Annotated in this window: 10 protein-coding genes; 5 read left to right on the top strand and 5 right to left on the bottom strand. The window is 70.0% G+C overall.

Annotated features, from left to right (window positions below; translation table 11 throughout):
* Positions 1 to 39: 39 nt before the first annotated feature.
* Positions 40 to 1,974: a site-2 protease family protein gene (locus tag ACIRF9_RS23435; RefSeq protein WP_403825386.1), complete on the bottom strand. Its 1,935-nt coding sequence runs from the start codon at positions 1,972 to 1,974 to the stop codon at positions 40 to 42.
* A gap of 176 nt (positions 1,975 to 2,150) precedes the next feature.
* On the opposite strand from ACIRF9_RS23435, the gene ACIRF9_RS23440 reads away from it, so the two are divergent.
* On the top strand, positions 2,151 to 3,194 hold the full coding sequence (locus ACIRF9_RS23440; protein ID WP_403825389.1) for a RecB family exonuclease: 1,044 nt from the start codon (positions 2,151 to 2,153) through the stop codon (positions 3,192 to 3,194).
* A gap of 14 nt (positions 3,195 to 3,208) precedes the next feature.
* The gene (locus tag ACIRF9_RS23445; RefSeq protein ID WP_403825392.1) at positions 3,209 to 3,880 is read left to right on the top strand and encodes a response regulator; all 672 of its coding nucleotides are present in this window, start codon (positions 3,209 to 3,211) and stop codon (positions 3,878 to 3,880) included.
* 91 nt (positions 3,881 to 3,971) lie between these two features.
* On the opposite strand, the gene ACIRF9_RS23450 is transcribed toward ACIRF9_RS23445, so the two are convergent.
* The 4 genes from ACIRF9_RS23450 to metH form a co-directional block, all read right to left on the bottom strand.
* Positions 3,972 to 5,555 (bottom strand): ABC transporter substrate-binding protein, encoded by a 1,584-nt coding sequence (locus ACIRF9_RS23450; RefSeq protein ID WP_403825395.1) that lies wholly within the window; start codon positions 5,553 to 5,555, stop codon positions 3,972 to 3,974.
* 87 nt (positions 5,556 to 5,642) lie between these two features.
* On the bottom strand, positions 5,643 to 7,250 hold the full coding sequence (locus ACIRF9_RS23455) for an ABC transporter substrate-binding protein (RefSeq protein WP_403825398.1): 1,608 nt from the start codon (positions 7,248 to 7,250) through the stop codon (positions 5,643 to 5,645).
* 479 nt (positions 7,251 to 7,729) lie between these two features.
* Positions 7,730 to 8,425 (bottom strand): HAD family hydrolase, encoded by a 696-nt coding sequence (locus ACIRF9_RS23460; protein WP_403825401.1) that lies wholly within the window; start codon positions 8,423 to 8,425, stop codon positions 7,730 to 7,732.
* A gap of 109 nt (positions 8,426 to 8,534) precedes the next feature.
* The gene (gene metH, locus ACIRF9_RS23465; protein WP_403825404.1) at positions 8,535 to 12,050 is read right to left on the bottom strand and encodes a methionine synthase; all 3,516 of its coding nucleotides are present in this window, start codon (positions 12,048 to 12,050) and stop codon (positions 8,535 to 8,537) included.
* A gap of 357 nt (positions 12,051 to 12,407) precedes the next feature.
* Between metH and ACIRF9_RS23470 the strand changes: the two genes are divergently transcribed.
* The 3 genes from ACIRF9_RS23470 to glpK all read left to right on the top strand — a co-directional run bounded on the left by ACIRF9_RS23470 (position 12,408) and on the right by glpK (position 15,920).
* Positions 12,408 to 13,172 carry an IclR family transcriptional regulator gene (locus tag ACIRF9_RS23470; RefSeq protein ID WP_403825407.1) on the top strand — a complete coding sequence of 255 codons (765 nt, stop codon included), beginning with the start codon at positions 12,408 to 12,410 and terminating at the stop codon, positions 13,170 to 13,172.
* Between the two features lie 309 nt (positions 13,173 to 13,481).
* Entirely contained in the window at positions 13,482 to 14,276 is a 795-nt protein-coding gene (locus ACIRF9_RS23475) for an MIP/aquaporin family protein (protein WP_403825410.1), read from the top strand.
* Positions 14,277 to 14,381: 105 nt separating this feature from the next.
* Complete coding sequence (gene glpK, locus ACIRF9_RS23480) at positions 14,382 to 15,920, top strand: glycerol kinase GlpK (RefSeq protein WP_403825413.1); 1,539 nt, start codon at positions 14,382 to 14,384, stop codon at positions 15,918 to 15,920.
* Positions 15,921 to 15,954 lie beyond the last annotated feature (34 nt).

Raw genomic sequence — 15,954 nt, forward strand, 5'->3', positions numbered from 1 at the left:
TTGCGGGGGCCGCCGACCACGTGTGCGTGGGGGTGGTGCTCAGTTGGGGCGGGCCATGGCCTTGACGAAGGCGCGTTCGACGTCGGCGGCGGAGAGGACGCCGTAGATCTCGCCGGTCTCCTCGACGACGAGGTACTCGGTGGCCGGGGTGGCGCGCAGGACGTCGAGGAGGTCCTCCCCCGCGAGTTCCGCGGAGATGCGCATGCCGTCGGTGAGGTCCTGGGCGAGGCCGCTGACGGCGACCCAGGGGCGGCGGTGTTCGGGTACGCCGACGATGGCGGCCTCGCGGACGAGGGAGAGGGGTTCGCCGTGGGCGTCGACGACGACGAGGGCGCGGGCGCCTGCGGCGTTGGCGCGGCGGAGGGCTTCGGAGAGGGGGGTGTCGGTTTCGACGGGGACGGCGCGGCGGGTGAGTGTGCGGGCCCGGAGTTCGGGGAGGTGCTCGCGCAGGCGGGCCATGCGCAGGCTGTTGCCGGCGCCGGTCCAGATGATCGCGGCGAGGATGGCGGCGAGCAGGGCGTCGGTGACGGTGTCCATGCCGACGCTGTCCTCGGCGCTGGAGCCGAGGGCGCCGGACTGGGTGAGCAGGGGGAGGCCGATGAGGACGGAGACGGCGAGGGCGCGGCCGACCCAGGCGGCGGCGATGGTGCCGCTCATGGGTTTGCCGGTGATCTTCCAGACCACGGCGCGGAGCATGCGGCCGCCGTCGAGGGGGAGGCCGGGGAGGAGGTTGAAGATCGCCACGATGAGGTTGGAGATCATCAGGCCGGCGAGGAGGACGCCGGGGACGGTGCCGGGTTCGACGGGTTGCATGGCGGCGTAGAAGACGCCGGCGAGGACGAGGGAGAGGAGGGGGCCGACGAAGGCGAGCCAGAATTCGCGGCCCGGGGTCTCGGCCTCCTTCTCGATCTCGGAGACGCCGCCGAAGAACTGGAGCTGGATGCGGCGGACCGGGAGCTTGAAGCGGAGGGCGGCGATGGTGTGGGCGAGTTCGTGGATGAGGACGGAGGCGTAGAAGGCGACCGCGAAGAAGAGGGAGACCAGGTAGCGGGCGACGCCGAGTTCGGGCAGGACGCGGTCGAGCTGCCCGCCGAACACCCAGGTGATCAGTGCGGCGACGAGGAACCAGCTGGGCGCCACGTAGACGGGCACGCCGAAGGGCCGTCCCATGAGCAGCCCGCCTCGCGGCTGCTCGGGGGGCCGCTGCGGCGGGGCGCCCTTGGTGAGCACGGGGATGGGCCCGGTGCTGTCGGTGTCCCCCGACTCGTGACCGCCCGCATGGGCCCGGGCACGGTCGGCATGGGCGTCGGCCTCGGGGGCGGTGGGTGCCGGGGGGCGGACTGGGGCGTCGTCGTCGGCGGGGGCCGTGGGCGCCGCGGGGGTGTCACGGGGCTCACTGGCCGACGGGGACTCGGGGGCCTGTCCGTTCGCGGACCCACCGGTCGGGGTGGATGCGGCGGCCTGCCCGTTCCTGGCGTCACCGGGCGGCGGGGGCTCGACGGCCCGCCCGTTCGCGGACCCATCGGGCGACGGGGGTTCGACGGCCTGCCCGTTCGCGGTCTCACCGGCCGACGGGGGCTCGACGGGCCGCCCGTTCGCGGGCTCACCGGTGGGGGTGGCCTCAGCGGCCTGTCCGTTCCTGGCGTCACCGGCCGACTGAGGCCTGGGCGCCTGCCCGTTCCCGGGCTCATCCGTCGGCGTGGCTTCGGCGGCCTGCCCGTTGCTGGTGTCGGTGTCGGCGGTGGGGGCGTCGGACGTGGGTGGGGTCGGGCGGGGTTCCTGGCCGGCGGTCGGGGCCGGTGTCGGATCGGCGGTCGTGGGGGTGTCTCCGGGCGTGGTGGGGCCTTCGGCCGCCTGGTTCTCCCGCTGCGGGGGCTCCGCAGGGGCGGTGGCCTGGGGCGCTGGTGGCGCGGGGTGCTCGGCCGACTCTTCGCTGTCCGGCCGCGGCCGCCCGCTCCCGCCGCTTTCCACCACGATGTCCCCTCGTTCGAAGCGTCTTCCGCTCGTTGCGGGCGGAAGGGTCTCGGGACCGATGGTATGCGGCCGTCGTGAGGTGTTCCGCCCCGGCACCCCCCGTGTTTCCCCGCTCGCCCCGGGGTGTGCCGGGCGGGAGTGGGTGACTGTCAGTGGCGGGCCGTATGGTCTGGTGCATGGAGAGCAGCAGCGAGGGCGCCGGCGGGGCCGGCGTCGAGGGTGGGGCCGTGGAGGAAGCGGCGCGTTCGGGGGCGGTCGGGCCCGAGACGGTGGCAGAGGCGGTCGCGGAGACCGTCGCGCCTGATGTGGTCGCCGAGTCCGTCGTGCCCGAGGCGGCGGCCGGGCCCGTCGCCATAGCGCCCTCCTCGGCTCCCTCCTCGCTGTCGCCCTCGCGTGCCGGGGATTTCATGCAGTGTCCGCTGCTGTACCGGTTCCGGGTGATCGACCGGCTGCCGGAGAAGCCGAGCGCGGCGGCGACCAGGGGGACTCTGGTGCACGCGGTGCTCGAGCGGCTGTTCGACGCCCCGGCGGCGGAGCGGACGGCGCCGCGGGCCAAGGCGCTGATCCCGGGTCAGTGGGACCGGTTGCGGGAGACGCGGCCGGAGGTCGTGGAGCTGTTCGCGGACGATCCGGAGGGCGAGCGGCTGGCGGGCTGGCTGGCGGAGGCGGAGGCGCTGGTGGAGCGCTGGTTCACGCTGGAGGATCCGACGCGTCTGGAGCCCGCCGAGCGGGAGCTGTTCGTGGAGGCGGAGCTGGAGTCGGGGCTGCGGCTGCGCGGGATCATCGACCGGGTCGACGTGGCGCCGACGGGCGAGGTCCGGATCGTCGACTACAAGACGGGCAAGGCGCCGAGGGCGGAGTACGCCGAGGGCGCGTTGTTCCAGATGAAGTTCTACGCGCTGGTGGTGTGGCGGCTGAAGCGGGTGGTCCCGCGGCGGCTGCAGCTGGTCTATCTCGGCAGTGGGGACGTGCTGACGTACGACCCGGTCCTCGCCGATCTGGAGCGGGTGGAGCGCAAGCTGCTCGCGCTGTGGGAGGCGATCCGGCAGGCGACGGAGACGGGTGACTGGCGGCCGCGGCCGACGAAGCTGTGCGGCTGGTGCGATCACCAGGCGCACTGCCCGGAGTTCGGGGGCACTCCCCCGCCGTATCCGTTGCCGGTGACGGTGAGGGCGGCCGAGTCCGGTGACGTCCCGCAGGGCAGAATGGGGCCGGACTAGCGAAGGAGACTTACGTGGCCATCCGCGTCCTACTGGTCGACGACCAGCCGCTGTTGCGTACCGGCTTCCGGATGATCCTGGAGGCCGAGCAGGACATCGCGGTCGTCGGTGAGGCCGGAGACGGTCTTCAGGCCCTGGACCAGGTGCGGGCGCTGCAGCCCGATGTGGTGCTCATGGACATCCGTATGCCCCGGATGGACGGGGTGGAGGCGACCCGGCAGATCTCCGGGCCGGGGCGGGACGGACCGGCGAAGGTGCTGGTGCTGACGACCTTCGACCTCGACGAGTACGTGGTGGAGGCGCTGCGGGCCGGGGCGAGCGGTTTCCTGCTGAAGGACGCCCCGGCGAACGAGCTGGTGCAGGCGATCCGGGTGGTGGCCGCGGGCGAGGCGATGCTGGCGCCGAGCATCACGCGTCGGCTGCTCGACAAGTACGCGACGCATCTGCCGTCGGGGGACGAGCCGGTGCCGGACACGCTGCACACGCTCACCGATCGTGAGGTGGAGGTGCTGAAGCTGGTGGCGCGGGGGTTGTCGAACGCGGAGATCGCCGCGGACCTGTTCGTCAGCGAGACGACGGTGAAGACGCATGTGGGGCATGTGCTGACCAAGCTGGGGCTGCGTGACCGGGTGCAGGCCGCGGTGTACGCGTACGAGAGCGGTCTGGTGCGCCCGGGCGCGCAGTAGGGCCGGCGAAGAGCGTGGGACCGGCGAAGGGCGCCCCTGCTGAGCGGGGGCGCCCTGTCGCGTGGTGGGGGCGGTCGGTCCTTGGCTGGGGTCAGTCCTTGCTGAGTTCCCAGAAGCGGAACACCGTCGAGGCGTCCAGGCAGTTCTCGAGGCCGTAGACGTTGTCGCCGACGACGGCGTACTGCTTGGCCTGCCAGATGGGCAGGACGGGCAGTTCTTCGGCGACGATGTCCTGGAGCGTGCCGTAGTCGGAGTCGGTGGCGGAGCGGTCGCTCTGGGCGGCGGTGCGCGGGATGAGCGTGCTGGTGATCGTCTTGTTGGCGTAGTTGTTGCCGAGGACGTTGCCGTCGCCGAAGAAGGGCGCGGTGAAGTTGTCGGCGTCGGGGTAGTCGGGGACCCAGCCCTTGACGTAGACGCCGTACTTGCCGTCGGCGATGTCCTTCTCGTACTGGTCGAAGGCGACGGACTTGACGTCGGCGTCGAACAGGCCGCTGGCGTTGAGCTGGGCGGCGATGGTCTTGAGTTCCTGGTCGGTGGCGGGGCCGTAGCGGCTGGGCGTGGACCAGAGGGTGAGTTCGACCTTGTCGGTGATGCCCTCGTCCTGGAGTGCGGCGGCGGCCTTGGCCGGGGAGGGGTTGGCGCCGTAGCGGTCGAAGAACGCGGTGTTGTGGCCCGCTATGCCGGCCGGGATGATCGAGTACAGCGGGTCGGCGGTGCCTTCGTAGACGTCCTTGATGAGGGCTTCGCGGTCGATCAGGTAGGCGATGGCCTTGCGGACGCCGAGTTTTCCGGTGACGGGGTCGTCGGTGTTGAAGACGAGGTGCTGGACCTCGGCGCTGCTGCCCTCGACGACCTCGGGGCCGCCGTCGTCGGTGCTCTGGTCGATGTCGGCGATGTCGGCGGCGGTGAGGCCGCGGTAGGCGACGTCGACGTCGCCGTCGAGGAGGGCCTTCTTGAGGGCCTTCTGGTCGCCGTCGAAGAACTTGAGGGTGACGCCGTTGTTCTGGACGTCGGCGGCGCTGCCCTTGTAGTTCTCGTTGACGGAGAAGACGGCCTCGTCCTCGCTGAAGGAGTCCAGCTTGTAGGGGCCGGAGCCGGTGGCGCCGTCGTCCTTGCGCAGGCCGTCGGCGTCGTAGTCCTTGTGGTCGACGATGGAGCCGGCGCCGGAGGCGATCTTGCTGGGGAAGGTGGCGTCGGGGACCTTGAGCTTGAAGACGACCGTCTTGGCGTCCGGCGTCTCGACCTTGCCGAGCATGGGGAACATGATGGCGGGGCCGGAGTCGTCGTTGATCTTCAGCATGCGGTCGAAGGAGAACTTGACGTCCTCGGAGGTGAGGTCGTCACCGTTGGAGAACTTCAGTCCGTCCTTGAGCGTGCACTGGTAGACCTTGGCCTGCTGGTCCGTGAAGGTGCACTCCTTCGCCGCGTCGGGCTCGGGTTCGGTGCCGCCCTTGGGGAAGCTCAGCAGGGACTGGAAGACGTTGTTGAACAACATCCAGGATCCGGGGTCGTAGCCGGAGGCCGGGTCCGTGGCGAGGACGTCGTCCGACATCCCGAGCACCACGGTGGAGCCGTCGCCGTCCGAGCCCCCGGTCTGGGCGCCGCAGCCGGTCAACAGGCCGGAGGCCAGCCCCGCCATGATCGGCAGGACTGGCCACTGGTTACGCATGTTCACGAAATACCTTTGTCGTCGGGTCCCGTCACACCGGTGCCGCCGTCCCGGGCTCCGGCCGCGGAAAACGTATCACCCGACCGCTGTCTCTCAGTTGCTGACTCCGCGGCCCAGCTCCCACAGCTGGAGGGTGGCCGAGGAGTTGAGGGCGTACGCCGTGCCGGTGATGTCGGTGTTGGCGGCGACGTACTGCTTGCCCTGCCACAGCGGGAGGATCGGGACGTCGTCGGCGACGATGTCCTGGATCTCGGTGAGGCTCTTGCCGGCGCTGACGCGGTCGGCCTCCCGGCGGGACTGCGGGATCAGGTTGTCGATGATGTCGCTGTTGCTGTACGGGGAGTTGAGGGTGTTGTCCTTGTCGAGGAACGGCGCGACGAAGTTGTCGGCGTCGGGGAAGTCGGGGAACCAGCCCATGCCGTAGACGGCGTACTCGCCCTTGCGCTCGGCCGGGATGAACGTGTCCCAGGGGGCGCCCTTGATGGTGACGTCGAACAGGCCGCTGTCGTCCAGCTGCTTCTTCAGCAGCTCGAACTCTTCCTTGGTGGCCGGACCGTAGTGGTCGGTCGTGTAGTTCAGCGTCAGCTTCACCGGGGTGCTGATGTTCGCCTTGGCCAGCAGGTCCTTGGCCTTGCTGACGCTCGGGTCGCCGTACTTGTTGAAGAACGAGTTGGAGTGGCCGGTGATGGAGGCCGGGACCAGCGAGTAGAGGGGCTCGGCCTGGGAGCCGTAGACCTGCGCGACCAGCTCGTTGCGGTTGATGACCTGGGCCATCGCCTGGCGCACGGCCTTGGTCTTCACGGCGGGGGCGTCGGTGTCGAAGGCCAGGTAGCGGATTTCCAGGCCGGCGAGCTCGACGAGGTCGACGTCGCTGTCGGCGGCGGCCTGGGAGAGCTTGTTGATCTGCGCCGGGGACATGGTGCGGGTCATCAGGTCGATGTCGCCCTTTTCGAGGGCGGTGCCCATGGCGTCGGCGTCGTCGTAGGACACCATGTCGACCTCGTCGTTGTTCACCTGGAGGGTCCCCTTGTAGTTGGGGTTCTTGGTGAACACGGCCTTGGTGACGGCGTCGCCGTCGGTCTCGGCCTTGAGGGTGTACGGGCCGGAGCCGTCGACCTCGAAGCCGTCGCGCAGCTTGTCCTTCTCGTAGTCGTCGGGGTTGACGATGCCGGCGACCGGGGTCGACAGCTTCTGCGGGAAGGTGGCGTCGGCGGTCTTGAGGTGGAAGATGACTTCGTTGTCACCCTGCGTCTCGACGGTGTCGATGGTGGAGAGCAGGGCGAAGACGCCGGAGTCGGCCTTGATGGCGCGGGCGCGGTCGATGGAGAACTTGACGTCCTCGGCGGTGATCGCGTCGCCGTTGGAGAACTTCAGGCCGTCGCGGAGCTTGCAGGCGTAGCGCTCGTTGCCGCTGTCGGTGAAGCCGCAGGACTGGGCCGCCTCGGGGACGGGGTCGCCGTCGCCCTTGGGCACGATCATCAGGGTCTGCACGGTCTGGCGCAGGATGTTCCAGGTGCCGACGTCGTAGGCGTAGGCGGGATCGAGCGGTGCGGGGGCGGCCTTGGTGGCGGTGAACCGGTCGGTGGTGCCCACGACGATGGCGTCGCCGCTGCCGCTCCCGCTGTCGGCCCCGCCGCAGGCGGCGAGTACGGGCGCGAGCAGACCGACCACGGCCGGCAGCACCAAAGTCTTGCGGTTCATGCTCGAGTTTCTCCAGAGCTGTCGGTCCGTGTATCCGGCATGCAGGGTGTCGCGGCGGATCACGGGGAAAGGGGTGATGTACCGCGACGAGATTAGTCCGCACCGGCACGAGGGTTCGCCGCCACCGGAGTTGAAAGCCCATCACGCAGCGGAACCGTATGCGAACGCATTGAAAAACCGTCAGCGGAACGATACGCGCAGCAGTCCATCAATCGGGACACAAGGGCGCGCTCGAACACCCCGAACGGGGCGTTGCGGCACATGGGGAGATCCCTGTCGACCCCCTGTGAGGTGGTAAACGTCACACGTCAACAGGGTCGGGCGGTACGTTATGCAACCGTTGTCGAAGATCTGAATTCCCCCGCGCGTACATCCGCCGAATTTCCTTGCTATCGGCGGTGCACGCTCGGTGAACACGCTCTCGCATTTCCGTCATCGGCCGATCACCAATGATCGGAGCAGCGATCATCGGAGCGCTCTCAGAGAGGCATCAGACCGCGCAGAAATGTCAGGTCGACCTGTTCCAGCGAGGGCACCACGGTGCGCCGCGCGGCGGCGGTGATCGGGGCCACGGAGGGCACCGCCACGACATGGCAGCCCGCCGCCTCCGCCGAGGCGACCCCGGTCGCGGTGTCCTCGACGACGGCACAGCGGGCGGGGTCCACGCCGAGTCCGGAGGCCGCGAACAGATAGGGGTCGGGGTAGGGCTTGGTGCGCGCGACCTCGTCGCCGGCCACGGTCAGGGTGAAGTGCTGGGGGCCGAGTGAGCTCAGGACGCGGTCGATGATGCGCCGGTGGGAGGCGGAGACGAGGGCCGTGGGCACCTCGTGCTCGGCGAGTTCGGCGAGCAGCCGGGCGGCTCCCGGCATCAGGGGCAGGGCGCGCGTGATGCGGTCCTCGAACCCCTCGTTGAGCAGGACGGACAGTTCGGCGAGGGTGATGTCGGCCCCGGTCGCCTCGATCAGGAACCCGGCACTGCGGCTCATCGGGCCGCCGACCACGACATGGCGCCAGGAGTCGTCGAGGGTGTGGCCGAGACCGGCGAAGATCTCGACTTCGACGTCCCACCAGAAGCCCTCGGTGTCCACCAGGGTGCCGTCCATGTCGAGGAGCACGGCCTGCAGGGCCGAGCCCTCGGCCGTGCGGGTTACGGGCGCGGGAACCGTGCTGGTCATCCACGTACCTCCTTGAGGGACGAGCAGGCCGGTTCCCGCGGGGGAACCGGCCTGCAGTGGACCGACCAGTGTACGACTTATCGGATCAGCGTGCTCAGTGGCACACCTGTCACCGTGCGTTGAAGTACTTCGCCTCGGGGTGGTGGATCACGATCGCGTCCGTGGACTGCTCGGGGTGGAGCTGGAACTCCTCGGACAGGTGGACGCCGATCCGCTCGGGCCGGAGCAGGTCGGCGATCTTGGCGCGGTCCTCCAGGTTGGGGCAGGCGCCGTAGCCGAGGGAGAAGCGGGCGCCGCGGTACTTCAGCGCGAACATGTCCTCGATGTCGGCGGGGTCCTCACCGGCGAAGCCCAGTTCGGAGCGCACGCGCGCGTGCCAGTACTCGGCGAGCGCCTCCGCCAACTGCACGGACAGGCCGTGGAGCTCGAGGTAGTCGCGGTAGGAGTTCGACTCGAAGAGCTTGGCGGTCTCCTCGCCGATGCGGGAGCCGACGGTGACGACCTGGAGGCCGACGACGTCCGTCTCGCCCGACTCCTGGGGGCGGAAGAAGTCCGCCAGGCACAGCCGGCGGCCGCGGCGCTGGCGGGGGAAGGTGAAGCGGGTGCGTTCGTTGCCGTGCTCGTCCAGGATGATCAGGTCGTCCTCCTTGGACACGCACGGGAAGTAGCCGTAGACCACGGCGGCCTCGAGGAGGTTCTCCGTCTGCAGCCGGTCCAGCAGGCCGCGCAGGCGGGGGCGGCCCTCGGTCTCGACGAGTTCCTCGTACGTCGGTCCGTCGCCGGTGCGGGCCTGCTTCAGGCCCCACTGGCCCTTGAACAGGGCGCCCTCGTCCAGCCAGGTGGCGTACTCCTTGAGCTGGATGCCCTTGATGACGCGGGTGTCCCAGAACGGCGGGGCGGGCACGGGGTTGTCGATGGCGACGTCGGAGCGGACGTGGCCCTCCTGGGGGCGCTCCTCGACCGCGACGGCGGCGGCCGCGCGGACCCGGCGCTGCTTGAGCTCGGGCAGCTTGGCGCCGGGCACGCCGCGCTTGACGCCGATGAGGGCGTCCATGAGGTGCAGGCCCTCGAAGGCGTCGCGGGCGTAGCGGACCTCGCCCTGGTAGATCTCGTGCAGGTCCTGCTCGACGTACGCGCGGGTGAGGGCGGCGCCGCCGAGGATGACCGGGTAGCTGGCCGCCAGGCCGCGCTGGTTGAGCTCCTCCAGGTTCTCCTTCATGATCACCGTCGACTTGACCAGGAGACCGGACATGCCGATGACGTCGGCGCGGTGTTCCTCGGCGGCGTCCAGGATCGCGGAGACCGGCTGCTTGATGCCGAGGTTGACGACGTTGTAGCCGTTGTTGGACAGGATGATGTCGACGAGGTTCTTGCCGATGTCGTGGACGTCTCCGCGCACGGTGGCGAGCACGATGGTGCCCTTGCCGTCGGCCTCGGACTTCTCCATGTGCGGTTCAAGATGGGCGACGGCGGCCTTCATGACCTCGGCGGACTGCAGCACGAACGGCAGCTGCATCTGGCCGGAGCCGAAGAGCTCGCCGACGACCTTCATGCCGTCCAGGAGGGTCTCGTTGACGATGTCGAGGGCCGGGCGGGTCTGCAGCGCCTGGTCGAGGTCGGCCTCCAGGCCGTTCTTCTCGCCGTCGATGATGCGGCGCTTGAGGCGCTCCTCCAGCGGCAGGGCGGCGAGTTCCTCGGCCTTGCCCGCCTTCAGGGACTTCGCCGTGGCGCCCTCGAACAGCTGCATGAGCTTTTGCAGGGGGTCGTAGCCGTCGCTGCGGCGGTCGTGGATGAGGTCGAGGGCGGTCTGGACCTCCTCCTCGCTGAAGCGGGCGATCGGCAGGATCTTCGAGGCGTGGACGATGGCGGAGTCCAGGCCCGCCTTGACGCACTCGTCCAGGAAGACCGAGTTCAGCAGGATGCGGGCGGCCGGGTTGAGGCCGAAGGAGATGTTCGACAGGCCCAGGGTGGTCTGGACGTCGGGGTGGCGGCGCTTGAGCTCGCGGATCGCCTCGATGGTGGCGATGCCGTCCCCCCGGGACTCCTCCTGGCCGGTGCAGATGGTGAAGGTCAGGGTGTCGATGAGGATGTCCGACTCCTGGATGCCCCAGTTCCCGGTGAGGTCGTCGATGAGCCGTTCGGCGATCTCGACCTTCTTCTCGGGGGTGCGGGCCTGGCCCTCCTCGTCGATGGTGAGGGCGATCAGCGCGGCGCCGTGCTCCTGGGCCAGGCGGGTGACCTTGGCGAAGCGGGACTCGGGTCCGTCGCCGTCCTCGTAGTTCACGGAGTTGATCACCGCGCGGCCGCCGAGCTTCTCCAGGCCCGCCCGGATGACGTCGACCTCGGTGGAGTCGAGGACGATCGGCAGGGTGGAGGCGGTGGCGAAGCGGCCGGCCAGTTCCTCCATGTCGGCGACGCCGTCGCGGCCGACGTAGTCCACGCACAGGTCGAGCATGTGCGCGCCCTCGCGGATCTGCTCGCGGGCCATTTCGACGCAGTCGTCCCAGCGGGCCTCCAGCATGGCCTCGCGGAACTTCTTCGAGCCGTTGGCGTTGGTGCGCTCGCCGATCGCCAGGTAGGAGGTGTCCTGGCGGAACGGGACGGTCTGGTAGAGGGAGGCGGCGCCGGGCTCGGGCTGCGGGCTGCGCTCGCCGGGCTCCGTGCCGCGCAGGCGCTCCACGAGCTGCCGCAGGTGCTCCGGGGTCGTGCCGCAACAGCCGCCGACGAGGTTCAGGCCGTAGTCGCGTACGAAGGTCTCCTGGGCGTCGGCCAGGCCCTTCGCGTCGAGCGGGAAGTGGGCGCCGTCCCTGGTGAGGACCGGCAGGCCGGCGTTCGGCATGCACAGCAGCGGGGTGCGCGAGTGCCGGGCGAGGTAGCGCAGGTGCTCGCTCATCTCGGCGGGGCCGGTGGAGCAGTTCAGGCCGATCATGTCGATGCCCAGGGGCTCCAGCGCGGTCAGCGCGGCGCCGATCTCCGAGCCCAGCAGCATGGTGCCGGTCGTCTCGAACGCCATCGACACCAGCAGCGGCACGTCGGTGCCGGTGGCCTCCATGGCGCGGCGGGCGCCGAGGATCGACGACTTCGTCTGCAGGAGGTCCTGGGTGGTCTCCACGATCAGGGCGTCGGCGCCACCGGCCAGCAGGCCCTCCGCGTTGGCCTGGAAGCCGTCGCGCAGCGTGCCGTAGCCGATGTGGCCGAGGGTCGGCAGCTTCGTGCCGGGGCCGATCGAGCCCAGTACCCAGCGCTGGCGGCCGTCGCGGGCGCCGAAGGCGTCGGCCGTCTCGCGGGCGATGCGGGCGCCGGCCTCGGACAGCTCGTGGACGCGGTCGGCGATGTCGTACTCGGCCATGGCGGAGTGGTTCGCGCCGAACGTGTTGGTCTCGACGCAGTCGACGCCCGTTTCGAAGTAGGCCTCGTGGACCGAACGGACGATGTCGGGGCGGGTCAGGTTGAGGATCTCGTTGCAGCCCTCGAGGTTCTCGAAGTCCTCGAGGGTGGGTTCCTGGGCCTGGAGCATGGTGCCCATGGCCCCGTCGGCCACCACCACACGGGTGGCCAGGGCCTGGCGGAGCGCGGACACACGGGTCGCGCTGTCGGCGGAAGGGGTCGGCGGCACAGAGGCCATGAAAGGGCTCCCTCGGATGCGACGGCTGTCGGCTTTGCGTTTCCTCAGGATGCGTGCGGGACGGCTTCCCGAGGAGAGCGCACGCCGTCAGGGTAGCCGGGACGGGGGCCGTATGGTCAGGGCGTCCACGGGACGGACGGGGACGGTGGGCCGGCCGGGTCCCTGGGGGCGGGGCGGCGCCGCAGGTCGGGGCACGGGCACACTGCCGTCACGTCACTCCGGGGGGACGTGTGGTGGAACAGGTGTCGACCGACCATTAGCGGGAGGTCGGCATGGACCGGTAGTGTTCGACATTGCCGAACGCCGGTACTTGCGTATCGCGCGTGGACGGGCGAAGGGGACGGAGGCAGGACGGCGATGGCACGGAACATCCAGTCGGTCGAACGGGCGGCCGCGATGCTGCGGCTGCTCGCGGGCGGGGAGCGGCGGCTGGGCCTGTCCGACATCGCCTCGTCGCTGGGCCTGGCCAAGGGCACCGCCCACGGCATCCTGCGCACCCTCCAGCAGGAGGGCTTCGTCGAACAGGACGACGCCTCCGGGCGCTACCAGCTGGGCGCGGAGCTGCTGCGCCTGGGCACCACCTATCTGGACGTGCACGAGCTGCGCGCGCGTGCGCTGGTGTGGACGGACGACCTGGCGCGATCCAGCGGTGAGAGCGTCCATCTGGGGGTGCTGCACCAGCAGGGGGTGCTGATCGTGCACCACGTCTTCCGGCCCGACGACAGCCGGCAGGTCCTGGAGATCGGGGCCATGCAGCCGTTGCACTCCACGGCCCTGGGCAAGGTGCTGTCGGCGTACGACCCGGTCGCGCACAGCGAGGCCATGGAGGCCGACCGCAAGCCGTTCACGGACCGTACGGTGTGCGAGCCGGCGGACTTCGAGCACATCCTGGACGTCACGCGTGCGCGTGGGTACGCGGCGGACGTCGAGGAGACCTGGGAGGGCGTGGCCTCCATCGCCGCGCCCATCCACGACCGGCGGCGGATGCCCGTCGGCGCGGTCGGCATCACCGGCGCCGTGGAACGGCTGGCCAGGGACGGTGAGCTGCGGCCCGAGCTGATCGCGGCGGTGCGGGACTGCGCCCGCGCGGTGTCGCGGGACCTGGGCGCCGGGCGCTTCTGAGCAACGAGGTCGGGCCGGGACGCCGTACGGCGTCCCGGCCCTCGTCATGCCCGTGGGCACCCCAGGGAGCACCGCCTGGATCTCGGGGATCAGTAACGATCGCGTTTTCGACAACCGAACCCTTGACGCACACGTGACGCCGGAGCAAGACTCCCGTCCATCGGTCGGCATTGTCGAACACCTACCGGCAATACGCGCTAGAGTGTGACAACGCCAAGGACCGGAATCGCTCTCACCCCCGAGGGCGCCAGACCCCCGGAGGGACCCGGGGAGAACGGCTTCCCTGGACGAAGGACAAAGGAGTCGCGGGTGTCCAGCTCCGACATCTTCATCGGCGAGACCATCGGTACCGCCATACTCATCCTCCTCGGCGGAGGCGTCTGCGCCGCCGTCACGCTGAAGGCCTCCAAGGCCCGCAACGCCGGCTGGCTCGCCATCACCTTCGGGTGGGGCTTCGCCGTGCTCACGGCGGTCTACACCTCGGCGCCGCTGTCCGGCGCCCACCTCAACCCGGCCGTGACGCTCGCACTCGCGATCAAGGACGACGACTGGAGCAACGTTCCGGTCTACTGGGCGGGCCAGCTGCTCGGCGCCGCGATCGGCGCGACCCTGGTCTGGGTGGCCTACTACGGCCAGTTCCACGCCCACCTCACCGACAAGGAGATCGTCGGCGGTCCGGGCGCGCAGGCCACCGCGGCCAAGGCCGTCGAGGCCCAGGAGCAGGGCGCGGGCCCGGTGCTGGGCATCTTCTCCACCGGTCCGGAGATCCGGGTCGCCTGGCAGAACCTCGCCACGGAGATCGTCGGTACCGTCGTGCTGGTGCTCGCCGTCCTCACGCAGGGCCTGAACGACAAGGGCAACGGCCTCGGCACCCTGGGTGCGCTGATCACCGCGCTCGTGGTCGTCGGCATCGGTCTGTCCCTCGGTGGCCCGACCGGCTACGCGATCAACCCGGCCCGTGACCTCGGTCCGCGTATCGTGCACGCCCTCCTGCCCCTGCCCAACAAGGGTGGCTCCGACTGGGGCTACGCCTGGATCCCGGTGGTCGGTCCGCTGATCGGCGGCGCCATCGCTGCAGGCATCTACAACGTCGCCTTTGCTTAAGAGCACGAAGAACACGCTGAGCACGAACAACCTCGGCCTTCACCGCACTTAAACAGCACCGCGCCGTACAGACAGCCCCTACCCACGGAACCTCAGGAGCACTCAGTGACCGACGCCCACACCGCCGGCCCCTTCATCGCCGCGATCGACCAGGGCACCACCTCTTCCCGCTGCATCGTCTTCGACCGCGACGGCCGGATCGTCTCCGTCGACCAGAAGGAGCACGAGCAGATCTTCCCCAAGCCGGGCTGGGTCGAGCACGACGCCAACGAGATCTGGACCAACGTCCAGGAGGTCGTCGCCGGGGCCATCGCCAAGGCCGGCATCACGCGTGACGACATCAAGGCCATCGGTATCACCAACCAGCGCGAGACCACGCTGCTCTGGGACAAGAACACCGGTGAGCCGGTCCACAACGCCATCGTCTGGCAGGACACTCGCACCGACGCCCTGTGCAAGGAACTCGGCCGCAACGTCGGCCAGGACCGCTTCCGCCGTGAGACCGGCCTGCCGCTGGCCTCCTACTTCGCCGGTCCCAAGGCCCGCTGGCTGCTCGACAACGTCGAGGGCCTGCGCGAGCGCGCCGAGGCGGGCGACATCCTCTTCGGCACCATGGACACCTGGGTCATCTGGAACCTGACGGGCGGTGTCAACGGCGGCAAGCACTACACCGACGTCACCAACGCCTCCCGCACCATGCTGATGAACCTCCACACCCTGGAGTGGGACGACAAGATCGCCGAGTCCATCGGCGTCCCGCTGGCGATCCTCCCGGAGATCCGTTCCTCCGCCGAGGTCTACGGCGAGGTCACCGGCGGCAAGCTGGGCGACCTGCTCGGCGGCATCCCGGTCGCCTCGGCGCTCGGCGACCAGCAGGCGGCCCTGTTCGGCCAGACCTGTTTCGCGGAGGGCGAGGCCAAGTCGACGTACGGCACCGGCACGTTCATGCTGATGAACACCGGTGAGAAGATCATCAACTCGTACTCCGGCCTGCTCACCACCGTCGGCTACCGCATCGGCGACCAGACCCCGGTCTACGCCCTGGAGGGCTCGATCGCCGTCACCGGTTCGCTGGTGCAGTGGATGCGCGACCAGATGGGCCTGATCTCCACCGCCGCCGAGATCGAGACGCTCGCGCTCTCGGTCGAGGACAACGGCGGCGCCTACTTCGTACCGGCCTTCTCCGGTCTGTTCGCCCCGTACTGGCGCTCCGACGCCCGCGGTGTGATCGCCGGCCTCACCCGGTACGTCACCAAGGCGCACCTCGCGCGCGCCGTCCTGGAGGCCACCGCCTGGCAGACCCGGGAGATCACGGACGCCATGACCAAGGACTCGGGCGTCGAGCTCGCGGCCCTCAAGGTGGACGGCGGCATGACCTCCAACAACCTGCTGATGCAGACGCTCTCGGACTTCCTGGACGCCCCCGTGGTGCGCCCGATGGTCGCCGAGACCACCTGCCTCGGCGCCGCCTACGCCGCCGGCCTCGCCGTCGGCTTCTGGACCAGCACCGACGACCTGCGCGCCAACTGGCGGCGGGCCGCCGAATGGACCCCCCGCATGGACGCGGAGACCCGCGACCGTGAGTACAAGAGCTGGCTCAAGGCCGTCGAGCGGACCATGGGCTGGCTCGAGGACGAGAGCTGACCCCCGCCCCACGCGCACAGCTCTGATGAGGAGT

The organism is Streptomyces sp. NPDC096132, from assembly GCF_044763345.1.
Classification (GTDB): domain Bacteria; phylum Actinomycetota; class Actinomycetes; order Streptomycetales; family Streptomycetaceae; genus Streptomyces.